Source organism: Epilithonimonas mollis (assembly GCF_900142325.1).
Lineage (GTDB): Bacteria > Bacteroidota > Bacteroidia > Flavobacteriales > Weeksellaceae > Epilithonimonas > Epilithonimonas mollis.
The window spans coordinates 605,485-628,874 of record NZ_FRAM01000001.1 but is presented as its reverse complement, the minus strand read 5'-3'; the positions used below and the strand labels follow the sequence as shown (position 1 = coordinate 628,874).

General features: G+C 36.9%; 24 protein-coding genes and 1 tRNA gene. 13 read left to right on the top strand and 12 right to left on the bottom strand.

The genetic code is table 11. From position 1 onward, the window contains the following. The first annotated feature begins 58 nt into the window (after positions 1-58). A complete protein-coding gene (gene pheA, locus BUA97_RS02825) occupies positions 59-907 on the top strand; it encodes a prephenate dehydratase (protein ID WP_072996337.1) in 849 nt (282 codons plus the stop codon). Here the strand turns inward: pheA and BUA97_RS02820 are convergent. The 6 genes from BUA97_RS02820 to BUA97_RS02800 all read right to left on the bottom strand — a co-directional run bounded on the left by BUA97_RS02820 (position 904) and on the right by BUA97_RS02800 (position 4,142). Next, positions 904-1,203 carry a type II toxin-antitoxin system RelE/ParE family toxin gene (locus tag BUA97_RS02820; RefSeq protein ID WP_072996336.1) on the bottom strand — a complete coding sequence of 100 codons (300 nt, stop codon included), beginning with the start codon at positions 1,201-1,203 and terminating at the stop codon, positions 904-906. The genes pheA and BUA97_RS02820 overlap by 4 nt on opposite strands. Continuing rightward, the gene (locus tag BUA97_RS02815) at positions 1,196-1,444 is read right to left on the bottom strand and encodes a type II toxin-antitoxin system ParD family antitoxin (RefSeq protein ID WP_072996335.1); all 249 of its coding nucleotides are present in this window, start codon (positions 1,442-1,444) and stop codon (positions 1,196-1,198) included. Before BUA97_RS02815 ends, BUA97_RS02820 begins: the two co-directional genes overlap by 8 nt. A gap of 50 nt (positions 1,445-1,494) precedes the next feature. Next, on the bottom strand, positions 1,495-1,629 hold the full coding sequence (locus BUA97_RS17385; RefSeq protein WP_262494332.1) for a hypothetical protein: 135 nt from the start codon (positions 1,627-1,629) through the stop codon (positions 1,495-1,497). A 163-nt stretch (positions 1,630-1,792) separates the two neighbouring features. Next, positions 1,793-1,972, bottom strand: coding sequence for a hypothetical protein (locus tag BUA97_RS17280; RefSeq protein WP_245795793.1), 180 nt, complete (start codon positions 1,970-1,972; stop codon positions 1,793-1,795). A gap of 165 nt (positions 1,973-2,137) precedes the next feature. Continuing rightward, positions 2,138-2,689: a hypothetical protein gene (locus BUA97_RS02805; protein WP_072996334.1), complete on the bottom strand. Its 552-nt coding sequence runs from the start codon at positions 2,687-2,689 to the stop codon at positions 2,138-2,140. 70 nt (positions 2,690-2,759) lie between these two features. Continuing rightward, on the bottom strand, positions 2,760-4,142 hold the full coding sequence (locus tag BUA97_RS02800; RefSeq protein WP_072996333.1) for an APC family permease: 1,383 nt from the start codon (positions 4,140-4,142) through the stop codon (positions 2,760-2,762). Between the two features lie 84 nt (positions 4,143-4,226). On the opposite strand from BUA97_RS02800, the gene BUA97_RS02795 reads away from it, so the two are divergent. From BUA97_RS02795 to BUA97_RS02765, 7 genes are all read left to right on the top strand, one after another. Further along, positions 4,227-5,300: a glycosyltransferase family 2 protein gene (locus BUA97_RS02795; RefSeq protein WP_072996332.1), complete on the top strand. Its 1,074-nt coding sequence runs from the start codon at positions 4,227-4,229 to the stop codon at positions 5,298-5,300. Between the two features lie 121 nt (positions 5,301-5,421). After that, positions 5,422-5,901, top strand: a complete 480-nt coding sequence (locus BUA97_RS02790; RefSeq protein ID WP_072996331.1) for a T9SS type A sorting domain-containing protein — start codon at positions 5,422-5,424, stop codon at positions 5,899-5,901. A 20-nt stretch (positions 5,902-5,921) separates the two neighbouring features. Continuing rightward, positions 5,922-7,223: a collagen-like domain-containing protein gene (locus tag BUA97_RS17425; protein WP_072996330.1), complete on the top strand. Its 1,302-nt coding sequence runs from the start codon at positions 5,922-5,924 to the stop codon at positions 7,221-7,223. A gap of 252 nt (positions 7,224-7,475) precedes the next feature. Further along, on the top strand, positions 7,476-7,877 hold the full coding sequence (locus BUA97_RS02780; RefSeq protein ID WP_072996329.1) for an LNS2 domain-containing protein: 402 nt from the start codon (positions 7,476-7,478) through the stop codon (positions 7,875-7,877). Between the two features lie 275 nt (positions 7,878-8,152). Then, positions 8,153-9,109 (top strand): D-2-hydroxyacid dehydrogenase, encoded by a 957-nt coding sequence (locus BUA97_RS02775; protein ID WP_175546166.1) that lies wholly within the window; start codon positions 8,153-8,155, stop codon positions 9,107-9,109. 227 nt (positions 9,110-9,336) lie between these two features. Then, positions 9,337-10,353, top strand: coding sequence for an asparaginase (locus BUA97_RS02770; protein ID WP_072996327.1), 1,017 nt, complete (start codon positions 9,337-9,339; stop codon positions 10,351-10,353). Positions 10,354-10,400: 47 nt separating this feature from the next. Then, positions 10,401-10,487: transfer RNA gene (locus BUA97_RS02765), tRNA-Ser, on the top strand. A gap of 63 nt (positions 10,488-10,550) precedes the next feature. On the opposite strand, the gene BUA97_RS02760 is transcribed toward BUA97_RS02765, so the two are convergent. Continuing rightward, on the bottom strand, positions 10,551-11,618 hold the full coding sequence (locus BUA97_RS02760; protein WP_084081238.1) for a S41 family peptidase: 1,068 nt from the start codon (positions 11,616-11,618) through the stop codon (positions 10,551-10,553). Between the two features lie 78 nt (positions 11,619-11,696). Continuing rightward, complete coding sequence (locus tag BUA97_RS02755) at positions 11,697-12,242, bottom strand: hypothetical protein (RefSeq protein ID WP_072996325.1); 546 nt, start codon at positions 12,240-12,242, stop codon at positions 11,697-11,699. A 356-nt stretch (positions 12,243-12,598) separates the two neighbouring features. Here BUA97_RS02755 and BUA97_RS02750 point away from each other — a divergent pair, with 356 nt between their 5' ends. The 4 genes from BUA97_RS02750 to BUA97_RS02735 all read left to right on the top strand — a co-directional run bounded on the left by BUA97_RS02750 (position 12,599) and on the right by BUA97_RS02735 (position 14,499). After that, positions 12,599-12,793, top strand: coding sequence for a hypothetical protein (locus BUA97_RS02750; RefSeq protein ID WP_139258205.1), 195 nt, complete (start codon positions 12,599-12,601; stop codon positions 12,791-12,793). 105 nt (positions 12,794-12,898) lie between these two features. Continuing rightward, positions 12,899-13,495 carry a Crp/Fnr family transcriptional regulator gene (locus BUA97_RS02745; protein ID WP_084081237.1) on the top strand — a complete coding sequence of 199 codons (597 nt, stop codon included), beginning with the start codon at positions 12,899-12,901 and terminating at the stop codon, positions 13,493-13,495. A 120-nt stretch (positions 13,496-13,615) separates the two neighbouring features. Then, positions 13,616-13,915, top strand: a complete 300-nt coding sequence (locus tag BUA97_RS02740; protein WP_072996323.1) for a hypothetical protein — start codon at positions 13,616-13,618, stop codon at positions 13,913-13,915. Positions 13,916-13,992: 77 nt separating this feature from the next. Next, complete coding sequence (locus BUA97_RS02735) at positions 13,993-14,499, top strand: CinA family protein (RefSeq protein WP_072996322.1); 507 nt, start codon at positions 13,993-13,995, stop codon at positions 14,497-14,499. Between the two features lie 56 nt (positions 14,500-14,555). Here BUA97_RS02735 and BUA97_RS02730 read toward each other — a convergent pair whose 3' ends face one another. The 4 genes from BUA97_RS02730 to BUA97_RS02715 form a co-directional block, all read right to left on the bottom strand. Further along, positions 14,556-16,007, bottom strand: coding sequence for an LptF/LptG family permease (locus BUA97_RS02730; RefSeq protein ID WP_072996321.1), 1,452 nt, complete (start codon positions 16,005-16,007; stop codon positions 14,556-14,558). A gap of 219 nt (positions 16,008-16,226) precedes the next feature. After that, positions 16,227-17,852: an NADP-dependent glyceraldehyde-3-phosphate dehydrogenase gene (locus BUA97_RS02725; protein WP_072996320.1), complete on the bottom strand. Its 1,626-nt coding sequence runs from the start codon at positions 17,850-17,852 to the stop codon at positions 16,227-16,229. A gap of 66 nt (positions 17,853-17,918) precedes the next feature. Continuing rightward, positions 17,919-18,305: a hypothetical protein gene (locus BUA97_RS02720; protein WP_139258203.1), complete on the bottom strand. Its 387-nt coding sequence runs from the start codon at positions 18,303-18,305 to the stop codon at positions 17,919-17,921. 15 nt (positions 18,306-18,320) lie between these two features. Continuing rightward, complete coding sequence (locus BUA97_RS02715) at positions 18,321-19,523, bottom strand: Pycsar system effector family protein (RefSeq protein ID WP_072996318.1); 1,203 nt, start codon at positions 19,521-19,523, stop codon at positions 18,321-18,323. 184 nt (positions 19,524-19,707) lie between these two features. Between BUA97_RS02715 and BUA97_RS02710 the strand changes: the two genes are divergently transcribed. Continuing rightward, positions 19,708-23,385 carry a metallophosphoesterase gene (locus tag BUA97_RS02710; protein WP_072996317.1) on the top strand — a complete coding sequence of 1,226 codons (3,678 nt, stop codon included), beginning with the start codon at positions 19,708-19,710 and terminating at the stop codon, positions 23,383-23,385. Positions 23,386-23,390: the final 5 nt, after the last annotated feature.

The following is a 23,390-nucleotide window of genomic DNA, read 5'->3' as shown; positions in this document are numbered from 1 at the left end:
TGTATTTTGACTTCGTCAAATCTGCGATTTGTAGTTCAAAATTCTTTAATTTCGCAACATGAAAATAGCATTCCTGGGACCCGAAGCTTCTTTTACGCAATTGACCGCAACTCAATTATTCCCTAAAGATGAACTAATTCCAAAGGCTAATATCCTGGATTGTTTTTTGGCGGTTCAAAACAATGAAGTGGACAAAGCAGTTGTTCCTCTTGAAAACTCGATAGAGGGGACGGTTTCTATGACTTTGGATTATCTTTATCAAACATCTGAAATCAAGATTGAAGCAGAAGCTGTAATGCCAATTGCACATCATCTGATGATACATCCGGATCAGGAAAATAATTTGGCTATTGAGAAAATCTATTCTCATCCGCAGGCGCTTGCGCAAAGTTTTCATTTCCTGAATCAAAAATATCCAGATGTGCCAAAGCAAGATTTTGCTTCTACAGCAGCGGCTGCAAAGCGGGTTTCTGAAAATCCTGACAGAAAAATAGCCGCAGTCGCCAACAAATTTGCAATGAATCTTTACGGCTTGAAAGTCATCGATGAAAATATCCACGATGTGGAGGAAAATCACACCCGCTTTATTGTCATTTCCAAGACCGAGAATTCTTATCAAAATGAGATGGAAAGTTTCGGAAAAAAAACAGCGCTTCTGATTACTTTGCCAGAAGATCACGCCGGAGGTTTGCATCAGGTTTTATCGGTTTTTGCGTGGCGAAATATGAATCTTAGCAAAATAGAATCTCGAACTTTGAAAACGAAATTGGGTAATTATTTTTTCTTTGTAACTGTTGTCGGCGATTGGGATAATGTTCTTTATATCAATTCGATTGATGAGCTGAGAGCGATTGGTGCAGATGTTAAGTTTTTGGGGAATTATAAGGAGTTTTTGTTGGAGGGCTAATCTTTTAGTCTTGATTTCAAATCCATATCAGAACCAATGATTCTCGTAATTTCAATTTCATTGATGCCTGGAATTCTGTAAAAGATAATATGTCGATTCGCTAAAAATCCAAAAATGTCAGAATCAATTTCGCTATATTTTTTTCCAATATTTGGATTCTCAGAAAGCATTTGACAAAAGCTGATTAGTTCTTCATAATACTTATCAGCTTGTTTTTCTGACCAAAAGTAATAAGTATATTCATAAATATTGGAAAGGTCTTCTACAGCTTTGTTCGTAAAGAAATATTTAGCCATTTTTAATTTTGGCTTTTAATGAGGCAAGATGGCTTTCTGGTACAAAATCTTTTGCAATTCCACTTTTGATTCCTTCCTGAACAGCATTTTTGAGAAACTGTAGTTTATTTTCTTCCTCTTCCAAAAGTCTCAATCCGGCGCGGATAACTTCACTGGCATTCTTGAATCTTCCTTGCGAAATTTTATCGTCTACAAAGTCTTCAAAATGATCTCCTAAAGAAACAGATGTATTTCGTCCCATTTTATTATTAATTAAATCAAAGTTACCAAATTTTGGTAACAATAAAAAAATTAATTTTCGCCTAATTCTCTTTGAATATTTTCCCTCGCTTTGTCTTCGTATTTTCCTTTGAAGTAATCTGTTTTGAAAATTTCCTCAAATCCTAAAAAATGAGTCAATACTTTTTTACGTCCAGGTTTATACATAAAGTCCGGATAAATTGAATATTCTTTTCTGATTTGTTGAGTGTAATTTTCATAGATTTTCCAATCCTGACCGAGAATTGCTAAATCTGCATCAAGAAGAAAATTAGTGTCAGAATCTTCACTTCTTTTGTGAGATTTTGTTGCGAGAATCTGATTGTAAATTCTAAATTATTTTTTCATTCGGAATATTCAGTTTTTCAAGTCTGATTTTTGTTAATTCTGCACTTTTCTCTTCGTTGTCTTTGGATGTGGCTTTATAAATAATATCGTGATAGAAAATGGAAAAAAGTATTGAATCATAGTCTGAAATTTTATCTTTTACTTCTCCCAATTCAAGAATCATATTTTCCAGATGAGTGAGATTATGATATTTTCTACTTTTCTGAGAATAATATTTTTCTATTTCTTTCCAATAATCAGTTTTTAATATTTCATTATTAGAATATTTTAGGAATAAATTAACAAAACCTCTTTTAAAACCATTAACATTTTTACTAATTATAAATTTCTATTTATTAAATTTTTCCGTTCCATTCTGCAAATTATCTGGAACATCAGAATTGATAATAATCCCGTAGTCTTTGTCTTTTAAATTAAATTTTTTCTGTAATTCTTTTCTGTCAATGACTTTTAGTGATTTGAAAAAATTATCATTTATAGAAGCTAAATCTCCTTCAAAATCTGTAGTTAGCACTTTGTTATTTAATATATATTGGATTTTTGTGTCATCAATTCCTCTCGAAAGTAAATTTCGGTATTCTTTAGATTTTGTTTTAAAATAATTTTCAAATCTTTTTTTGCTAAACTTTTTTGTCTCAATGTAGATAACACCATCATTTCCTCCCTCAGGGAATAGTTCTAGAGCTTGATTACCGGTGTATTGACTAAATATTGCAATCTCTTTTGGGTCATAATTTTGAATTTCATCATTATTAATCCTAACACTATCAATTAAAATTATTGGATTTCTTCCAATTTTATTTAACTCCTCCGTGGAATTTTGTGCAAAATTTAAACTTAAAATAAATAGAAAAAATAAGGTTACTACAGATTTCATCATTGTAATTTATTATATAATTATGTAATATTTGTAAGTGATTTAAAGATAAAATATTTTTTTTAATACTTCTTCAGTCTTTCATTTTATCAATAAAAAAATAAACCGGCAACCCAAGCAAAATCAATCCTAATCCAAGCAAAGTATAATCTGGTTTATAAATCAACAATAAAATACAGAAAGCGGTTCCAATCGTGAGGTAAAGAATCGGTGTGAACGGATAAAGAAATGTTTTGTAACCTCTTTCCAATTCAGGTTTTTTGATTCTGAGGTAGATGACACCAAAAACCGTAAGCATATAAAACAAAACAATCACGAAGGAAACCATATCCAAAAGATTTCCGTATTGTCCGCTCAGACAAAGCAAACTAGCCCAGATTCCTTGCATCCAAAGCGATTTTTCGGGAACGCCGTTTTGGTTATTTTCTACAGCAGATTTTAGGAACAATCCGTCTTTTGCCATCGTCTGAAAAACTCTTGCGCCGGCTAAGACAATTCCATTCACACAGCCAAAAGTCGAAATCATCACAAGAACAGCAATGATAATTGTTCCGGCATTTCCGAACATTTTTTCTGCAGCAGAAACTGCAACCCTATCATTCGCAGCGAATGCAATAGAATCTCTGTCGAGTGCGTTGAGGTAAACAAAATTAACGAGAAGATAAAGAATCATCACAGCAGAAGTTCCAAGAATCATTGCTTTTACAACATTCTTTTTCGGATTCTCGATTTCGCCGGAAATGAAAGTTACATTTTCCCAAGCTACAGAACTGAAAACAGCGCCTACCATAGCAGCAGCAATTCCGCCCAAAACAGTCGCTCCGGAAATACTTTTCCATTCAGTTTGTTTCAGGTTTTGGAATGCGTCCCAACCAAAACTCATATTAGAACTCCAGTTGGATTGAGAAATCAAAACAAATCCTAAGATAATCAAACCCAAAAGTGCAATGATTTTGGAAGAAGTAAAAACATTCTGTAAAATCTTACCAAACTGAACGCCTTTCGTATTAACAAAAGTCAGAAACAGAATAACAACAATCGCCAGAATCTGAATCCAGGTAATCTTAAACTCACCACTCTGGAAAATAGGAGCCGCATCATTAAGTGCCGGAACCAGATAAGCCGTAAATTTCCCAAATGCCACTGCAACCGCAGCGATTGTCCCGGTCTGTATCACCGTAAACATACCCCAGCCGTAGAGAAATCCCATTTTCTTTCCAAAAATTTCCGTGATATAAGTGTATTGTCCGCCGGCCTTCGGGAACATGGCAGATAATTCTCCGTAGCTCAGTGCGCCGGCTACAGTCAGAACTGCAGTAATCAGCCAGACGACGATCATCCAGTAGCCGGAACCGAGATTCCGCATCATATCAGAACTCACGATAAAAATTCCGCTTCCTATCATTGAACCCATTACGATCATCACGGCGTCCCAGAGTTTGAGTTTTTTCTCCATAGTTTTTATTTAAAATCAAATATAATAATATTCGGGACAAGAAAACTTCTATATTTATGCTAAGAATTTAATAGTTGTGGATTTATGAAAATCAGTTTGTGCCTCATTGTCAAAAATGAAGAAGAAGTTTTGGGAAGATGTTTGGAAAGCGCCAGAGATTTTGCTGACGAAATCATCATCGTTGATACAGGTTCTACGGATAAAACCAAAGAGATTGCGAAACTATTCACGGATAATGTTTACGATTTTGAATGGATTAATGACTTCTCTGCTGCTCGTAATTTTGCATTTTCCAAAGCAACGATGGATTATCAGATGTGGCTGGATGCTGATGATGTAGTTCCTGAAAAATCGGTTAGGGAAATCAATGAACTGAAAAAAGCTTTAAATGATGATGTTGAGATTGTCACGATGAAATATGTTTTGTCATTTGATAAATCCGGGAATCCTTCATACTATTCTACTCGGGAGAGATTATTTAAAAAAAGTAAGAACTATCAATGGATAGATCCGGTTCACGAGTGTATTCCTTTGATTGGAAATCTGCTCCACACAGAAATTGAAATTTGGCACAGAAAGCAAGAGGGGGAAAAGTTGTCGTCAAGAAATATTGATATTTACAAAGCTCTGGAAAAAACAGGAAAAGACTTCTCGCCACGTCAATTGTATTATTTTGCCAGAGAGCTGAGAGATCATAATGAAAACGAAAAAGCTATTTTGTATTACGAGCGATTTTTGGAGTCCAATCTTGGTTGGATAGAAGATATCATTGCCAGCTGCCAACAATTGTCTATAGAATATAAAAAGATAGGCGCAGACGACAAGATTCTGCCTGTCCTTCTGAAAACATTTGAATATGACATCCCAAGACCGGAAATCTGTTGCCAGCTGGGATATTATTATAAAGATACACGGGATTATTCCAAGGCTTTCAGATGGTTTGATCTGGCAACCAGGTTGCCACAAACGGATTCCATAGGTTTTGTATTTTCGGATTATTCGACCTATATCCCAAATATCGAGGCATGTGTTTGCCTTTCATTTTTAGGCGATTATAAAAAAGCCAATATATACAATGAAAAAGCGGCATTGTCAAGACCAGACTGTGCCGCTGTTAATCAGAATAGAGTCTATCTAAAATCGATGTCTGAGAAATAGACTGATAAGGTTGTTGTATAATTTTTTAATTAAATTTTCATAATAAAAAATTTATTTTATTAATTATTGATATATATTTGTATATCATTGAAAACTAATAATTAAATATGATAAATATGTTATGAAAGCTACAATTTTTACATTTTCTTTATTGGCATTTGGATGTTCTCTTGGTGCACAGACTTCTCTCAATACATCAGGTGGCGTAGCACTCTCATCATCCGGCACAGTTGCTTATTCACTTGGTCAGGCATTTCAGGATACACCCTCCAATGGGATGGTCAGCGTGTCACAAGGGGTACAACAGCCTTACGAAATCACACAGACTCTTGGTATTGATATTTCTGAGATCAGCCTAAATGTTAAGGTGTTTCCAAATCCCACTCAGGATTTTCTGAACCTGAGGGTTGATTTTAGTGATTATTCCAAATACACTTACTCTATTTATGATTCGTCCGATAAATTGATATTGGCGGGTAAAGTGAGTTCCCGTGATACCGTTTTAAGAGTTTCCTCCTATCCTGCAGGATTGTATTATGTGAAGGTTATCAGAAGCGGAAAGCCTTTGAAAGTTTTCAAAGTTATAAAAACAGACAAATAATCTAAAACCATATTATAATTATGAGAAAAAGCATTACTCTTTTGGGGACATTGGCCTCTGCCATTGTGATGGCTCAGACTTCTGACCTGATAAGCTATCAGGCGGTCATCAGAAATCAAAGCAATGATTTGGTGAAAAATCAAAATGTGGGACTTCGGTTCTCTATTCTGAAGGGCTCTGCTACAGGAACTGTTGTTTATGCTGAGACTCAGACATCCCAGACCAATGCCAACGGGTTGGTCTCGGTCAAAATTGGTGGTGGAACACCACAGAGCGGTACATTCGCCACAATTGATTGGAGTTCTGATATTTATTTTTTCAAAACGGAGACGGATCCTAGTGGCGGGAATAACTACGTAATCTCGGGAACGTCTCAAATGCTAAGTGTACCTTATGCCTTATATGCCAAGAATTCTGGTAGCTCAACACCCGGACCAGCTGGTGCAACGGGTGCAACAGGACCTCAGGGTATTCAAGGTGTGACGGGTGCAACAGGCCCTACAGGTGCACAAGGTGTAACTGGAGCGGTTGGCGCGACTGGTGTTCAAGGACCTCAGGGTATTCAAGGTGTGACGGGTGCAACAGGCCCTACAGGTTCACAAGGTGTAACTGGAGCGGTTGGCGTGACTGGTGTTCAAGGTCCTCAGGGTATTCAAGGTGTGACGGGTGCAACAGGTCCTACAGGTGCACAAGGTGTAATTGGAGCGGTTGGCGCGACTGGTGTTCAAGGTCCTCAGGGTATTCAAGGTGTGACGGGTCCTACAGGTCCTACAGGTGCACAGGGTGTAACTGGAGCAATTGGCGCAACTGGTGTTCAAGGCCCTCAGGGTATTGGAGTTACTGGCGCAACAGGTCCTACCGGATTTGGTGTCCCTATTGGTGGCAGTGCAGGACAGGTTTTGCAAAAAGTCGATTCCAGCAATTATAATACTGCTTGGGTTACGCCAAGTAGTGGAGGAGGCGGCGCTACAATTGTTTCTACGCAATCCATAACTTCTTCAGTTACAATTACTAATACACCATCAAGCGTATTTACCTATATTTTACCGTCGGCAGGTGTGTTTTTAATTAATGTTAGTATGGCTGGAGTTGTTAACACCGCAGTTTTATTTGGTGCAATCAAACAAAATGGAGTTGCTGTTGCATATGGAAGTGGACCGTTAAATAGCCTTGTTCCATCGCCAACCACAAGATGTTCCATTTCTATGGTAGTACAAGGTGCTGCGGGAGATGTCATAACTGCTGAGGGAGTAAGTAATAATTCTAATAATACGCTTACAACAGATGGTTCTTCAAGAATGGTTGTTACAAAACTGAACTAGTTGAATAAAAAACTCAGAGAAAACAGGTTTTTTTGTTTTCTGCAATAATTAATACTAACAGAGACTTTTGCAAAGAAGTCTCTGTTTTTTTTGATCAGGATTAAAAATATCAATTTGAAAGATTATTTAGATAAATCTAAAAGAATAAAATTCTGAAAAATATTCTTTAAAATTAAGATTTTATTAAGCTCTTAATAATGATTTGCTACGGTCAGGATAAAAGTGTAATTTTGCCAACTTAAATTTAACCTGATGGAATTAGAATATATAGAACATCTGAGCCCAATGCTGAAAGGTGATATCAAGAATTATCTGATCGATATCGATGGAACGATTACAGAAGATGTTCCTAATGAAGAACCGGAAAGAATGGTAACTTGTGAGCCATTTCCGGACGCTTTGGCGACAATCAATAAATGGTATGATGAAGGTCACCAGATTTGTTTCTTCACTTCCAGAACAGAAGATTTACGAGAAATCACAGAAACCTGGCTGAACAAACACGGTTTCAAGTATCACAGCGTTTTGCTTGGTAAACCGAGGGGCGGAAACTACCACTGGATAGACAACCATCTTGTAAAAGCAACAAGATACAAAGGTAAATTCACGGATATGGTTGAAAAACAAGTAACCATAGAGGTTTTCCGTGATTGAAATATTTTAAAAATTCAATTCCCGAAGTTTCTATTTTCGGGAATTTTTGATTGGATGATAAAACCTATAGCCCCGATAGAAGCGGCTTCTTTTTTTGTTTTTTATGCCTCACTTTCTTTGAGAAATACAAATATTCTAAAAACAAAAAAGATATAGCGGATAGCGGGAAACAGCTCCAGACTAATAATAAAAAAGACTGTTCCACGATAGTCAAACAGCTCTTAAACCAATTAATTAATGAACAGATTCTGTTCTTCAAAAAAATATAATATATAATGAAAGTACTTGCAAATGACGGCCTGACAAAGTCCGGAATTAATGCTCTATTACAAAACGGATTTGAGGTGATTACGGATAAAGTGCCTCAGGAAAATCTGATCACTTATATCAACGAAAATCAGGTGACGGTATTGCTGGTGAGAAGCGCAACGAAAGTGACCAGGGAAATGATTGACCAATGCCCGAGTATGGAAATCATAGGACGCGGCGGCGTTGGGATGGATAATATTGAGGTAGCGTATGCAAGAGAAAAAGGCAAACATGTTATCAATACGCCTGCAGCATCTTCGGAATCAGTGGCGGAACTGGTTTTTGCGCACCTTTTCTCCGGCTGTAGATTCCTTCAGGATTCTAACCGGGAAATGCCTGTTAAAGGCAACACCGAGTTTGCAAAACTGAAAAAAAGATACGAAGCCGGAATAGAACTTAGAGGGAAAACCATCGGTATCGTGGGCATCGGAAGAATCGGGCAGGAGGTTGCAAGAATTGCACTTGGACTTGGGATGAAAGTGATTGCTTCTGACACGAGAATCGGAAAGGCTAGTGTGCGGGTTGATTTTTATAACAGTCAGTATATCAATGTAGAAATCGAAACGGAACCGCTTGAACAGCTGATTCAGCATGCTGATTTTATCACGCTTCACGTTCCGGCTCAGGATGGACCGATCATTGGGAAAGCGGAGTTGGAAAACATGAAAACCGGAGCAGCGATCGTCAATTGTGCCAGAGGAGGCGTGATTGATGAGAATGCATTGATAGAAGCGCTTGACAGCGGAAAATTGGCTTTTGCCGGTCTTGATGTTTTTGACAATGAACCGACACCTTCTGAAAGAATACTGAACCATCCAAAAATATCTTTGACGCCGCATACTGGTGCAGCAACCGAAGAAGCTCAGGACAGAATCGGCACAGAATTGGCAAATCAGATCGCCAGTATTCTTTTGGTTAAATAATTTAACTTAAATATATGATTAATACCCGTTTTTCAACGGGTGTTTTTTATTTTCCTGATTCAGATTAAAATTTTACTTTTGCTGAGAATTTTTATGGCAGCTTAATCCGCCTTCCACTCCCGATTTTTTTCTTTTTTAGCAAAAAGAAAAAGAGCTACATTCAAAATGTTTACGCTGAGCGAAGTCGAAGTTGGCTGCAGTTTACACCTTCGAATCAATATCAGTCTATGAAAAGAAAAGTCCTGCTTATCTACACCGGCGGAACCATAGGGATGGAAAAAGATTATGCAACGGGAAGTCTTGTCCCGTTTGATTTCTCCACGATTTTCAAAAGAATCCCGGAAATGAATCTACTGGAATGTGAAGTTTCGGTTCATCCGTTTGAAAATCCTGTAGATTCTTCCGACATGGGCCCGAAAGAATGGCGGCTGATCGCAGAATGGATTCATAAAAATTACCATGCTTTTGATGGTTTTCTGATTCTTCATGGCACAGATACCATGTCTTACACAGCTTCTGCGCTTAGTTTTATGTTGAAAAACCTAGGAAAACCAGTGATACTGACAGGTTCTCAGTTACCAATTGGAGATTTGCGAACTGATGCGAAAGAAAATCTTTTAACAAGTCTTTATTACGCCAGTCTTTATGAAAATGATGAAACGGTCATAAAAGAAGTTGCGGTTTATTTTGAATATAAACTGTTGCGTGGAAACCGAAGTTTGAAATATTCCGCTGAGTTTTTTGATGCTTATCAAAGTCCGAATTATCCTATTCTTGGGCAATCAGGTGTTCATCTTAACATCGAAAAAGATTTACTTCATAAACCAAATGGCGAATTTGAATTGGATACTTATCTCAATGAAAATGTTTTGTTTTACAGAATCTTCCCGGGAATGAAATTTGAATCCTTATTGGAACTCAAAACGCCGGAAGCTATTGTTTTGCAGGTTTTCGGCTCAGGAACCATCTTTAACAGTGATAAAACCAAGTCTGTCCTCCAGCAACTTAGGGAACGCAGGATCGAAATTGTGGTAATCAGCCAGTGTATATCTGGTGGAATCAATTTCGGAAAATATAGCAACAGTAATGTTTTTACTCAGATCGGTGCTATCAGCGGGAAAGACATGACAGCGGAAGCGGCCATCACAAAAGTGATGCATATTCTTGGTAACCCGGCGTATGATAAAAATTTTTCAGAGATTTTTGGGGAAAATATTTGTGGAGAAATCACAGAAGACTTTTAATATTCTTTTGAGATTTCAGATATTTCATTATATTTGCAACCTCAATTAGAGAGGTGTCCGAGTGGTTGAAGGAGCTACCCTGGAAAGGTAGTATACGGGTAACTGTATCGAGGGTTCGAATCCCTTCCTCTCTGCAAATCAAAACGTTCAGAATATTCTGAACGTTTTTTTATTTATAGATAGAAATGAATTTTTATTTAGGGTAATTTATTCATGCTGTTTTTCTGTTTCAGATAGTCAATTGCTTTTTGAACAGCAGGATCATTGCTGATATTGTTAAAGCTTTCCTGATCCTTGACATAGATATCTGGTTTTATAATTTCCGGAAATTTTTTCTTATTAGAATCTGCGATATAAGCGTTAGACATACGGAAATAGGTTTTATTGTCATTGAAAACAAAACCGTTTGTAGCGTTCGCAAGACCGGCCGTGTCATCTCCTAAAAGGACAGTATTGCTTCTTTTACTGAAAACCGCTGCAGTAATCTCTCCTGAACTGCCTGTGCCGGGACCAACAAGTACTGCTACTTTCGCATCAGGAAAGCTGGTAATTTTATTCTTGATATGAGCCTGTATCTCTCCGTCCATAAGAAAATCGCCTCCTTTGAAAGAAGATTTATCTTCAGATTTTCCTTTATTATTGATGTAATAGCTTATAATTCCGTCTTTGAAAAATGGTGCCAATCCTGCAAGCATCGGACGTATGTTCCCGCCGCCGTTTAATCGGAGGTCAATGATCCATGCTTTTGGATTCTGACTCTTCAGCTGACTCACTTCCTTATAAATCCAATTTCCATAACTTTCTATTTGTTCCTGCTTAGTAACGCCAATATAGGGAACACGGAGGTAAGCTGTGGTTCCAATCATTTTACCTTCAATGCGTGGTCCGCTTTTCCATCCGGCTTTGATGGAATCAGAATATCTGCTGATAAGTTTTTTATTCTCCAAAATGTAGGACTTATCAAGATGATAATATGCGGCGTGCATATCTCCTAAAGCATCAAAGGCAATTTTCATAGCTTCAAATGCGTCCGATTTATTTTTTGCTGTTTTTGCTTTTTCAAATACTTTCTTGCGTGTAGTGTTCCAGTCCACACGATTGGTGTAGAGGGAGTTTTCTTTCAGAATGGAAAAACATGAATCAAGATGCACACGGACAGAATCCGGCATCTGTGCATGAACCGGAGAACAGAAGATACTCAGGGTTATTAGCAAGAAAGAAGAAATAAAACATAATTTTTGGCTGATTATTTTTATATGTTGCATAGTTATTTTGGTTTTTACTCGGTTTATTTGAATTTATTACTCAAAATTCTAAATTTAAATTTTACATATGCTAAGTTTTTAATTTACTTTTTCCAATAAGTATAGTTTTCCGCCGGAAAATGCCAGTTTGGGCATCAGATTGCCTTCCAGAATCATAGTTTTACTATTGATGTCAATGATAGAGATGTAATTATTAGAATTATATTCGATGTAGTTTTCCTTTTCTTTGGTTAAAGGATTTTTCCCGAATTCAAAGTCATATTTTTGCCAGTCTTCTTTCTCTGTGCCGCAATGCACCTGCCGGAATTTTGACTTCCTGGCATTGAATATAATCTGATCAAAACCATCAGTGCATTCACTTTCAAAAGAAGTGTCGGGGTTTTGATCGTTGGTAAAAGTCTCAAATGAACCTTTATAGACACCAACGACTTTCCAGGTTCCGTCGATGCGGTCTTCATCTATTTTCCCATTGGTTTTGCTTACTGCCCAGCTGACGCCTTTTACGGTTCCTTTTACGGCTTTATAGCTAACTTTTGCAACACCTTTAACTGCTTTTGCAGCTGTAGAAACAATGCAGGATTGTAAAACAGCAATGGCGCAAAAAGACAAAATTATTTTTTTCATACGCTAGGTTTTGTTATTTGTCATTTTCTTTTTGTGTTTTTATTATTTAAATATCAGTTAATTAAAATATAAAAAAAAATTAAAAATAAATATAATATTAAATTTATAATGCTTACAATTAATTGAATTGAATACAATTCATTTAATTGTAAGTTCCCCCTTTTTACAGACTTATCTAAACTGTTTTTTTAATTTTATTATTGTTAATTTATTGATGTTAAAATTAATTTTTATTTATTTAATATTCAATAAATATGATTTATTGTAACTATTTAACAAATATGATTATGTTTTATGGAATGATTATTGGTGGTTCATATTAAAATCTAAAAAAAATAATTGTTATGAAAAATTTTATGTTTACCCTTCTCGGAATTGCATTTCTGGGATTAAGTTGTTCGAAAAAAGACACAAGTTATCAGAATAGTGGTATTGATTCCAGCACAATGAATCAGGATAGCACCACAACAAATGGTTTGGCCACTCCAGATACAAGCGCTATGAGAAACGATACTGCAACAACACGTATCGACTCTGTCCAGAGACGTTAATATGCTGGAGTTACATCAGACCTAGACGTTAAATTACATATTTTCTCCTGGTTTCACAATTTGTGGAAGAATTCTAAAATCATAAGAAAATTTAGACACTTTATTATGATTATAAAAGAAAGCATTTTACGGGCAATGGGAGCGGAAGTTGATACTTACAATGTTTCCGAAATTATCTTTTCAGAAGGTGATGTCCCAGGTTACTATTACCAGATTATCGATGGCGAGGTAAAGCTTAATAATTACAGCGAGGAAGGAAAAGAGATTCTCCAGAATATTCTTGAAAAGGGACAAAGTATTGGAGAATCTCTTCTTTTTATGGATAAAAAATATCCTGTTAATGCTATCGCAACAAGATTGTGTAGTATTATAAAGTTGTCGAAGCCAAAATTCTTCCGGCTGCTGGAAAAATATCCGGATGTCTGGATAGATATCAACAAATTTATCTCCGAAAGTCTGTATTTCAAACAGGTAATGACAATGAATCTTTGTTCTAAGAGCCCGGCTTCAAAACTGAAAATCCTGATGGATTACCTCAAAAATTCCCATGAGGTAGAGGAGAAGTTTTGCTATCAAATTCCTTTAACCAGACAGCAGATGGCAAATTTGACAGGACTTTGCGTGGAAACAACTATCAGAACACTTAAAACAATGGAAAAGAAAAAAATTCTTAGGATCAAAAACCGAAAAATATTGTATTGATGGTATATGATTCCAGTCATAAAATTTTAAAAGCCATACGATGTAGATTTGGTTAAATTTTAAACCCATATCTTGATCAGAACATAATTTCTGAGCATCGTCCAACTCTAAAATTATACTATGAACTGTGAAAAACTACAGAATTCTCTCAGGTACGAACGTTTTGTAAAAATTGTAAACACCGGAAAAAAATTTGAAAAAGGAGCCTGTGTTTACGCTAAAGAAATCAGCCATAACATATTTCTGTTGTTTGTGATACTGGATAATCTGAAAATCACTAAAATCTATGCTTCTATAGCAAGTTTTGATGCTCTGGAAAGTATTGGAGTCAAAGATCCTTTGCAGGTGATGTTTCATCTTGATATTAAAAAGAAAGAAGATTTTCAATATCTCGAAAAATATGTTAATGTTTTGATTTAGCATAATACTGGCAGAACTTTTGTTAGGGTCAGATTACTGGACTGAAATAGAAAATTAAAATACCTAAACAAAATCTTATGCAATTCCCAAAAATATTATTAGAAAAAATCAGTTACTATCTGCTGGACAGGAATGAAACCATTTCTATAGCAGAAAGTGTCACATCGGGGTTTGTGCAGCTGGCTTTCTCGCAGATGCCGGAAGCATCTCAGTTTTTCTTTAGAGGATTGACCGCTTATACCTTGGAAGAAAAAGTAAAGCTTCTTGACATCGATGCAGAGGAAGCAAAAGCAGTAAACTGCGTTTCGCAGACTGTTACGGAAATCATGGCTCTGAATGTGGCTGAAAAATTTGGATCAGACTGGTCTATTGCCACCACTGGTTACGCAACACCTGTTCCGGAATCAGGACACGAGATTTTTGCCTATTACAGTATTTCCTATCGTGGGGAGGTTGTCCTTTCTGATAAGATAGAGCTGCATCCTCTCACAAAAGCTTTGGATGCACAGAATTACTTTACAGAATGTATCTTAAGCAATCTGCGTTGTGAGGTCAAAAAACACCCTTTGCCGATAAGCGTCTGATATTTTTCTGAATAAAGATAAAAAACCTCTGAAAAGTCATTCTCAGAGGTTTTATTTTACTGATAACGCTGATGTTCTTTTGGTTTGGAAAATCTTTCAATAAAAGGTTTGAAAAGCGCTTTGTATTTTTCGATATCGAATAATTGTGAGTCTGTCAGTGCCTTGTAAGTCAACCAGACGCTGAACGGAAACAGAACAATATTCGGAATCCAGGTGGCAAGATAAGGATTGAGAGCTCCTTTCCAGGACAGGTTTTCTACAGAGAGATTCAGGACGTAGAAAATGATGAAAATGATAATGGCGATCACCACAGGCAATCCCATTCCGCCTTTACGGATAATAGATCCGAGGCTGGCTCCGATCAGAAAGAAAATGATGCAGGTGAAGGAATATGAAATGATTCTCTGCTGGTAGATCACGATTTTGTTATATTGTTTTATAGTATCTCTTATTCCTGTTTCATTAGAATCTATGCCTGTTTTCAGAGATTCGATTTTGTTATAGGCATTCCAGAGGACATCCAGTTTTTTTTCATTTTTTAAAGTGTCGATTTTGTAAGGCTGGGTGATTTTATCCTTAGTCTTGATCTTGTCAATATATTCCACATAGCTGTTGGTCTGAGAGATGATTGGTGAAGCGATGGAGTTGAGTGTGACCACGTTCGCTTTTCTGTTTTTTTCCAAAGTTTGCTGAACTTCTCCATAATTCTGAAAACGGTAATCATCCGTGATCTTTTCTTTTTCGATGGCATTATTAATCAGTTCGCTGATGTCAAAATGGTTTACTAGGCTGTCAAATCTCACAGACTGATTGGGTTGCTTCAGGCGTTCGTTGTAATTTTTATTGGAGATATCATCGGTAAAAACATAACCATCATAAAGAATCAGCTTGAGATAATTCCGGTCTACAGCCGGTGCGAACTTTCCGCTTTTAGCGATTATGGTTTGCTGATCGTCATAGGAACTTGCATTTTTATGAAGAAAAACACCTTCCAGTTTTTCCCCTTTTTCCCCATATATTTTATCAAATTTGACAGAGTAACCCGAAATCTGATCGATGAAAACCCCCGGCGTAAAGTTGATCGCAGGTTTGGATGAGATGATGTTAAACATCATATTCTTTGCCTTCCGCTGAAAGTCGGGAATAATATTGTTCGAAAAAAAGAAAAGCGCTACGGAAAGAAGGCTGACCGTGACAAAAAGTGGCATCATGACACGGACAAGAGAGATACCTGCAGCCTTCATCGCTGCAAGCTCATAACGCTCACCGAAATCTCCGAACGTCATAATCGAAGACAACAGGATCGTAAGCGGTAAAACCATGCTTATAACGCTGATCCCCAGGTAGAAAAGGAATTTCGTGATTTCCCAGTAACTCAGACCTTTTCCCGTCAGCTGTGACATCTGTGTCCAGATTATATTCACAATGAAAATGAAGAATAATACACTGAAAATGAAGAGAAACGGCCCGAAAAAAGTCTTGATGATATATTTATCTAATTTTTTCAATTCAGAAATTTAGACTTCAAAAATACTGCAAAAAAAGCAATACTGAAATCCGATTCAGGAATTTTGGGAATATTTTAGAATTTAATCTTTTAGTTTTTATTTGGATAGCTAAAACTTTGTCCGAAAAACAGGTTGATTTTTATTAATGAAAAAATCCGCAATAATGAATTGCGGACTTTATTTACAGACTGGAAAGTCTCTTTTCGTATATTTATGTTACTAAAAAATATAATCCGTACTGAGGAAATTAGAATCGTGATCTCTTACAATCGTATTCAGCAATTCTTTGTTGGAATCGGTGATTTTCGCCGCTACAAGAGAGCGGATTGAGAACGATCTCAATGCGTCAAAAACAGATAAAGTTCCTTCTGCACTGTCTTTTCTTCCTGTGAAAGGAAACACATCAGGACCTCTCTGTGCCTGGCAATTGATATTCACCCGGCTGACAAGATTTACGAAAGGATCAATGAGCTTAGAAACTTCCAAAGCATCCTCACTGAAAATGCTAACCTGCATACCGTGATCGGCATTTACTTGATAATCAATAGGTTCTTCTATGGTTTCAAAAGGGACAACTGGAATTACTGGTCCGAACTGCTCTTCATGATATAGCTTCATATCGCTGTTTACAGGATACACAACTGCAGGGAAAAAGAAAGATTCTTCATTATAGCCCCCATTTTCGTTCAGGATTTTTGCACCTTTTGATAATGCATCATCGAGACATTCTTTCAGATAATTTGGTTTATTTAATTCAGGAAGTGGTGTGATCTTCACATCTTTTTCCCAAGGCAGGCCGCCTTTCATAGCAGAAACAGCAGCAGTCAGTTTTTTTGTAAATTCCTCTGCAACATCTTGTTGTACGAATATCAGTTTCAGAGCGGTGCATCTCTGTCCGTTGAATGAAAGCGACCCCAGAATACATTCGCTGACAGCAACATCCAGATTGGCATTTTTGGTGACGATGGCCGCATTCTTTGCATCAAGACTGAGAATCGCTCTCAGACGGTTAACTTTCGGATGTAGCTTCTTCAGTCCATTCGCCACTTTGCTGGATCCGATGAAAGCCAAGACGTTGACTTTTCCGCTTTCCATAATTGGTGTAATGATTTCTGATCCTTTTCCATAAAGTGTATTTACAGTTCCTTTCGGAAAGGCTTGCTGGAATGCTTTCAATAAAGGATAATGCGCAAGAACACCATGTTTTGGTAACTTGAACAAAATTGTATTCCCCATTATCAATGCCGGAATCAAAGTGGTAAAAATCTCATTCAGAGGATAGTTGAAAGGACCCATACTCAATACCACACCCAGCGGTGCTCTTCTAACTTGGGCAATAGTTCCTTCAGCCTGCTGGAATCGGGAAGATTCTCTGTCCAGATCTTTAAGTGCATCGATTGTCTGGTTGATATAATCTACCGTTCTGTCAAATTCTTTTGTAGAATCCGGCAACGTTTTCCCGATTTCCCACATCAAAAGTCTGATGATGAGGTCACGCTCTTTGATCATCAGGTAAACAAACTTCTGCATACATTTGATACGGTTTTCAACAGACATCGTGGGCCATTCTCCAAGTCCGTTGTCATAAGCTTTTACGCATGCATCCAGAACATCCATAGCTTCTTTCGGGCCGATACTTGGAACGCTGCCGAGCAGTTTTCTTTCCAACCCGTTTTCTGTAGGAATACAGACCGGCGAATAAATTTCCTGAACATCACCATTCCATGGAACTAATTCGCCATTCAGAAGATATTCCCGCTGATGTATGACCGGAACTTTGTATTCTTCGGGGATGTTATTTTCTTTTTTGAATATATCATTAAATGTTTGTTGTAGTGAACTCATAGTTTTATGTATTAATTGAATTTAGTATTTTAGATTATTGATTTTTTTATAAGATCTATTTGAGTTTCAGATCTGTTTTTGATAATTGCTGAAAGCTTGAAATTTTTTTGAAAAAGCAAAGTGATAAATAGCTAAGGAATAAATAATCAACATAGCAAAAATAGGTGTCTTTATTATAAGATCCTTGTTTATAAATAAAATTCCCCCAATGGAAATTATTGTCGAAAAACCAAGTAAAATTAACATTAAAATGCGAGCCCAGTTTTTTCCGATATAAACACAATAAAGCAATCCAATTGTAAGAAAGAATCGAATTACCTGACGAATCAGTTTTTTGATATCCAAATCCATTTTTCCAGATTGTTCAAAATATATTGAAAAGATTGAGAGTATTAAAATGCTGATTGATAATAAAATCGTTCTATTCATTCCTGTTTTAATTGTTTTATTCATTTAAATGGGACATTTTTATGTTGTTACACTCCTGAAAGCTAGGACAAATGCTACTACAGAAACAATAATCCCGACAGTGAAAACCGTGTAAGTCAGCCTCAGAAGTTTATATTTTCTGTTCAGAACTACACCGAGATAATAAAGATCTTTGATCATTGTATCGTAAAGATATTGCCTGTCCGTCATCATTTCCTTCATGGCCCAAAGATATTCTTCCAGAGGCATTTTATAGAAGTTCCCAAAGAATAACAGGTTCACTTTTTTTTCCTCTATTTCCTTTCTGGTAAACGTTCCGCTGGAAACCTTTGGCCTTGTCGACATTATCGCCAGAATAATACAAATCACGCTGAACATGACCATTACAAAAGTCGGTATGATCAGGTGTGAGTTGCTGGGAGCATCAAGCTTCGGAATCAGTGAAGATAGCGCAATCGAGATAATGATTGCATTTACAGAAAGAAGGATATTCGCTTTGCTGTCAGCGATTTGGCTCAGTTTTGTGTGATTGTTCAGCGTCACACGGAACATCGTTTCAATGCCTCTTTCCGGGGATTCCAGCTTTTCCAGTTTTTTCTTGTTGAGAAGGACTTTGTCTTTATTCTGCGCATTTTTTTCAGATTTTTCCTGTTTTAATTCTTTGATGGATTTCAGGATTCTTTCAAGGTTTTTTTCTTTTTCGGGCTGCCAGTGCTTTTTAGCATACTGAGTATAGAACTGGTGCTTTGAAAAAAAACTCACATTCAGTTCTGCCCATTTGAGCTTGCTGAATTTCTGATGATGAACTTCCTTGATTTCCTGTCTCAGATTCTCGCAAATCCGGAAATAATCTTCGGAAGCCAGATGATACAGATCGGCATCTTTAATAATTTCTTCCAGATGGTTTTGGGGCTTATAAAACTTATCCGTTGCCAATATCAGGTCTCCGATTTTCCTGATCCTTTCCTCACTGAAGTGGTTCTGTCTAAGGAAATCCTGAATTTCTTTTTTACTTTCTTCTTCATGATTTTGGCAGTCACTGATGTAACCCAAATCGTGAAACCAGCCAGCCAGAATCAGGTTTTCCGTGTCTTCCGGAGCAATGTTTTCTTCTTTTACAAGGATTTTTATTCTGTCAACAACCTGAATTGTATGATCAAGATTGTGATAAGTATAATCAGAAGATAATCTATCTTTGAACAAATTTTTGACATAATCTTCTGAGATTTTTAAAATATCCATAAAAGCAATTTGAAACAAATTTAAGAAAGTATTTATAGCTTATAAATTTTAATTTTGTTAAATATTGTTAGAGTTTCAGTATTTTTAAATTTTTAATAAATAATCATTGACTTTCTAGGTAATTTCAAAATTGATATTAAATTAGAAAATTTAAGAAACGAAACGGCTTTAATCAAAAACCAGTATGAAATCATTATATTCTATTTATCTTCTAATTATAATGTCGCTTACGGCTGTTTCCTGTGCAGTTCAGAATGCTGATTACGGAAAAAGTGTCAGGCATTTTGATAAGAATTCAATCATGAAAGATAGTATTATCCATACATTCTACCTGGTCGGCGATGCCGGCAACCTGGATCATGAAGTTGCTTTTCAAAATATGAACATCCTGAAAGATTCCCTTTCAAAAGCTTCTCAAAACAGCACGCTTTTGTTTCTTGGTGATAACATCTATCCTGTCGGGATGCCGGAAAAAGAAAACAAAAACAGAGGTTTGGCAGAAAAAAAGATGGATAACCAATTCTCATTATTCGGCCAGTTCCGCGGAAAAACTATTTTCATCCCGGGCAATCACGATTGGTACAGCAACGGAATCAAAGGACTGAAACGTGAGGAAGATTACGTCACTGAAAAGCTTGGTGATAATGCAGCATTCGCTCCGAAAAATGGCTGTGCCATTGAAACGAGAAAAGTCAATAAAAGGCTGACGCTGATAATGGTTGATACCGAATGGGTTTTAGCTGACTGGAACAAAAATCCCGCAATCAATGAGAAATGTGATATCAAAACCAGAGAGGACTTTTATACAGAATTCGAAGATCAACTGAATAAAAATCAGAATAGAACAATTGTTGTAGCCACACATCATCCGCTCATCACGCATGGTTCACACGGCGGATATTATTCTTTGGAAAAGCAGATTTTTCCTCTGGAACGGAAGATTCCTTTGCCGGTCATCGGAACCGGAATCAATCTTATGAGAGCAACCGGCGGAATCACACATCAGGACATTAGCAATCAGAATTACAAAACCATGGCTGACAGGATCAAAACGCTGATTGGCGGCAGGAAAAATGTGGTTGTCGTTTCTGGTCATGATCATAATCTGCAATACATACAACAGTCAGACATCAGACAGATCATCAGCGGCGCCGGTTCAAAAACCGAATCTGCCAAGGCTGTTGGACCTGATGATTTTTCTTTCGGGAAAAATGGTTATGCAGAACTTAGAATTTCAAAATCGGGAAATGCAGAAGTAAGTTTTTATAATCTTGATCCCAAAAAACCGGAGTTGTTATTCAGAAAAACAGTTCTGAAAAATGAACAGAAAACTTCAGGAGAATATCCAAACAAATTCCCGGACTATTCAGAAGCTTCAGTTTACGATGCTGCAATGACGAAAAAAAGCAAATTGTATGAATTTCTTTGGGGAAAACATTACCGCGACTATTATTCCAGAAAAATCAAAGTTAAAAATCTGGAGCTCGATACGCTTTTCGGAGGCGTGAAAACCGATAGAGCAGGAGGCGGGCATCAAACCAAATCGCTTCGTCTGGAAACCAAATCCGGAAACGAATATGTGATCCGTGCTTTGAAAAAAAGCGGCGTTCGTTTTTTGCAATCTGTTGCGTTCAAAAATCAATATGTTATTGATGATTTTTCAGGAAGTTATGCGGATAAATTTTTGCTCGATTTCTATACGACTTCGCATCCGTACATGCCTTTGGCAGTAGGCGGAATGGCTGATAAACTGGGAATTCGTCACACAACACCCCAACTTTTTTATATTCCGAAACAAAAAACGCTGAAAAACTTTAATGAAAATTTTGGTGACGAAATGTATTATCTCGAAGACCGGCCAATGGAAACCGAGGAAAATCCAAATAAGGTTATCGGAACAGATGAAGTAATCCTAAATCTTGCCAAAGACGAAAAATACAAAGTGGATGAAAAAGCCTGGATAAAGGCAAGGTTATTTGATATGCTGATTGGCGACTGGGACAGGCATCATGACCAATGGAAATTCGAATCCAAGAAGCAAAACGGGAATGTAATCTACAGCCCGATTCCAAAAGACAGAGATCAGGCTTTTGCAAAATATGACGGTTTCATCACCGGGATTCTGATGGAGTTTCCGGAGCTGAAACATATGCAGACTTTTGATAATCAGATAGAAAGTGTCAAATGGTTCAACCGAGAACCTTATCCGCTGGACTTGGTTTTTGCCAAGAATTCTGTTCAGAAAGACTGGCTGGATGTTGCGGCGTTTATTCAGAACCAGTTGACAGAAAATGATATTCGAGAAGCATTCAGAAATCTTCCAAAAGAAGTCCAGGACAAAGTTTCCGAAGATCTAATTCAGAAATTGCTGACCAGAAAAAGTGATCTTCAAATGTATGCATCTGTATATTTCAAATTCCTTCAGGAGAAAGTGATGCTCACGGGAACTGATAAAAAAGACAAATTTGTCGTCACCAGATTACCCAATAATGAAACCGAAATCAAGGTTATCAGATTAAAAAAATCGGGTGAAGAATTACAGTCTTCCAAATTATATACGGGATTGATTACAAAAGAAATTCTTCTTTACGGCTTGGCTGATGAGGATGAATTTGTAGTGGAAGGAAATGAGAGATCAACAATCAGTGTTAAGCTTTTAGGTGGTCTTGATAATGATAAATATACAATTTCAGATTCCAGAAAAATAACTGTTTATGATTATAAAAGCAAAAAAAATAATTTTGAAAATTCAGGGAATGCAACCTTAAAACTGACGGACGATTATGATGTTAATCAATACAATTACAGGAATGCAAAATATAATGTATTTACCACTTTTATGAATTTCGGTTTCAATCCTGATGACGATATTGCAATCGGCGGCAATGCCGTTTATACGGTTAATGATTTTATCAAAAATCCATTTTTGCAGAGACATCACTTCACTGCCAATTATTTTACAGGAACCAAAGGATATGAACTGGCTTACAAGGCTGAATTTCCGTTGCTCAGCAGAGGCTGGTTTTATGGTTTGGACACCAGAATCACAAGTTCACATTACATCCGGAATTTCTTCGGAGTCGGGAATGAAACCATTAATACGAAAGAGGAAATTGGTGATAATTTTAACAACGTCAGAGCCAGGGAATTTGCTTTTTCTCCGTCTATCAACTGGAATAAAAATGCGTCAACATTTTCGGCAAAACTGAATTATGAAATTCTCAAAATTGACAGGACTGCCAACCGTTATGTGTCCATACCAGGTGTTGTCAATGATGATGTGTTCAGTTCAAAGCAATTTGGAAGTGCAGATGTATCTTTCAGTTATGAAAATTATGACAACAAAGCGAACCCGGGGATAGGCATGAAATTCGATATCAGAACAGTTTATAATATGAATCTTCAAAATACGGATAGGAACTATGCTTCTATAGAAACAGGACTTGGTTTTTTACATTATCTGACTCATAATCAGAAACTTGTATGGTCTTCTTATGTCAAGGCAAAATGGTTGCTGGGAGATGGCTATGAGTTTTACCAGATGGCAACTTTGGGAGGAAATAAAGACCTGAGAGGTTTCCGGTTTAACCGTTTTTATGGCAAGAATTCTTTTTATCAGTCATCAGATCTGCGTTATGAGGTAGGCAAAATCAAAAACTCAGTTTTGCCACTGAGTTACGGTTTTTTTGGAGGTTTTGATTTGGGCAGGGTTTGGAATCCGGGTGAAGCATCGAATAAATGGCACAATTCCTATGGCGGTGGATTCTGGGTGAATGCCGTTGATGCTGTATCTGCAAATCTGTCTTATTTTCGATCTTCTGATGGTGGCAGATTGGTAATAGGAATTGGCGGAACTTTTTAGAAAAT

What these genes read in the sequence shown, in the direction of transcription:
- BUA97_RS02740 (WP_072996323.1), top strand. Translation starts at nt 13,616, where the DNA reads ATGAACTGTGAAAAACTACAGAATTCTCTCAGGTACGAACGTTTTGTA.
- BUA97_RS02715 (WP_072996318.1), bottom strand. Translation starts at nt 19,523, where the DNA reads ATGGATATTTTAAAAATCTCAGAAGATTATGTCAAAAATTTGTTCAAA.
- BUA97_RS17385 (WP_262494332.1), bottom strand. Translation starts at nt 1,629, where the DNA reads ATGTATAAACCTGGACGTAAAAAAGTATTGACTCATTTTTTAGGATTT.
- BUA97_RS02795 (WP_072996332.1), top strand. Translation starts at nt 4,227, where the DNA reads ATGAAAATCAGTTTGTGCCTCATTGTCAAAAATGAAGAAGAAGTTTTG.
- BUA97_RS02800 (WP_072996333.1), bottom strand. Translation starts at nt 4,142, where the DNA reads ATGGAGAAAAAACTCAAACTCTGGGACGCCGTGATGATCGTAATGGGT.
- pheA (WP_072996337.1), top strand. Translation starts at nt 59, where the DNA reads ATGAAAATAGCATTCCTGGGACCCGAAGCTTCTTTTACGCAATTGACC.
- BUA97_RS02750 (WP_139258205.1), top strand. Translation starts at nt 12,599, where the DNA reads ATGTTTACCCTTCTCGGAATTGCATTTCTGGGATTAAGTTGTTCGAAA.
- BUA97_RS02775 (WP_175546166.1), top strand. Translation starts at nt 8,153, where the DNA reads ATGAAAGTACTTGCAAATGACGGCCTGACAAAGTCCGGAATTAATGCT.
- BUA97_RS17280 (WP_245795793.1), bottom strand. Translation starts at nt 1,972, where the DNA reads ATGATTCTTGAATTGGGAGAAGTAAAAGATAAAATTTCAGACTATGAT.
- BUA97_RS17425 (WP_072996330.1), top strand. Translation starts at nt 5,922, where the DNA reads ATGAGAAAAAGCATTACTCTTTTGGGGACATTGGCCTCTGCCATTGTG.
- BUA97_RS02725 (WP_072996320.1), bottom strand. Translation starts at nt 17,852, where the DNA reads ATGAGTTCACTACAACAAACATTTAATGATATATTCAAAAAAGAAAAT.
- BUA97_RS02770 (WP_072996327.1), top strand. Translation starts at nt 9,337, where the DNA reads ATGAAAAGAAAAGTCCTGCTTATCTACACCGGCGGAACCATAGGGATG.
- BUA97_RS02780 (WP_072996329.1), top strand. Translation starts at nt 7,476, where the DNA reads ATGGAATTAGAATATATAGAACATCTGAGCCCAATGCTGAAAGGTGAT.
- BUA97_RS02820 (WP_072996336.1), bottom strand. Translation starts at nt 1,203, where the DNA reads ATGGCTAAATATTTCTTTACGAACAAAGCTGTAGAAGACCTTTCCAAT.
- BUA97_RS02805 (WP_072996334.1), bottom strand. Translation starts at nt 2,689, where the DNA reads ATGATGAAATCTGTAGTAACCTTATTTTTTCTATTTATTTTAAGTTTA.
- BUA97_RS02720 (WP_139258203.1), bottom strand. Translation starts at nt 18,305, where the DNA reads ATGAATAAAACAATTAAAACAGGAATGAATAGAACGATTTTATTATCA.
- BUA97_RS02755 (WP_072996325.1), bottom strand. Translation starts at nt 12,242, where the DNA reads ATGAAAAAAATAATTTTGTCTTTTTGCGCCATTGCTGTTTTACAATCC.
- BUA97_RS02735 (WP_072996322.1), top strand. Translation starts at nt 13,993, where the DNA reads ATGCAATTCCCAAAAATATTATTAGAAAAAATCAGTTACTATCTGCTG.
- BUA97_RS02745 (WP_084081237.1), top strand. Translation starts at nt 12,899, where the DNA reads ATGATTATAAAAGAAAGCATTTTACGGGCAATGGGAGCGGAAGTTGAT.
- BUA97_RS02815 (WP_072996335.1), bottom strand. Translation starts at nt 1,444, where the DNA reads ATGGGACGAAATACATCTGTTTCTTTAGGAGATCATTTTGAAGACTTT.
- BUA97_RS02760 (WP_084081238.1), bottom strand. Translation starts at nt 11,618, where the DNA reads ATGCAACATATAAAAATAATCAGCCAAAAATTATGTTTTATTTCTTCT.
- BUA97_RS02790 (WP_072996331.1), top strand. Translation starts at nt 5,422, where the DNA reads ATGAAAGCTACAATTTTTACATTTTCTTTATTGGCATTTGGATGTTCT.
- BUA97_RS02710 (WP_072996317.1), top strand. Translation starts at nt 19,708, where the DNA reads ATGAAATCATTATATTCTATTTATCTTCTAATTATAATGTCGCTTACG.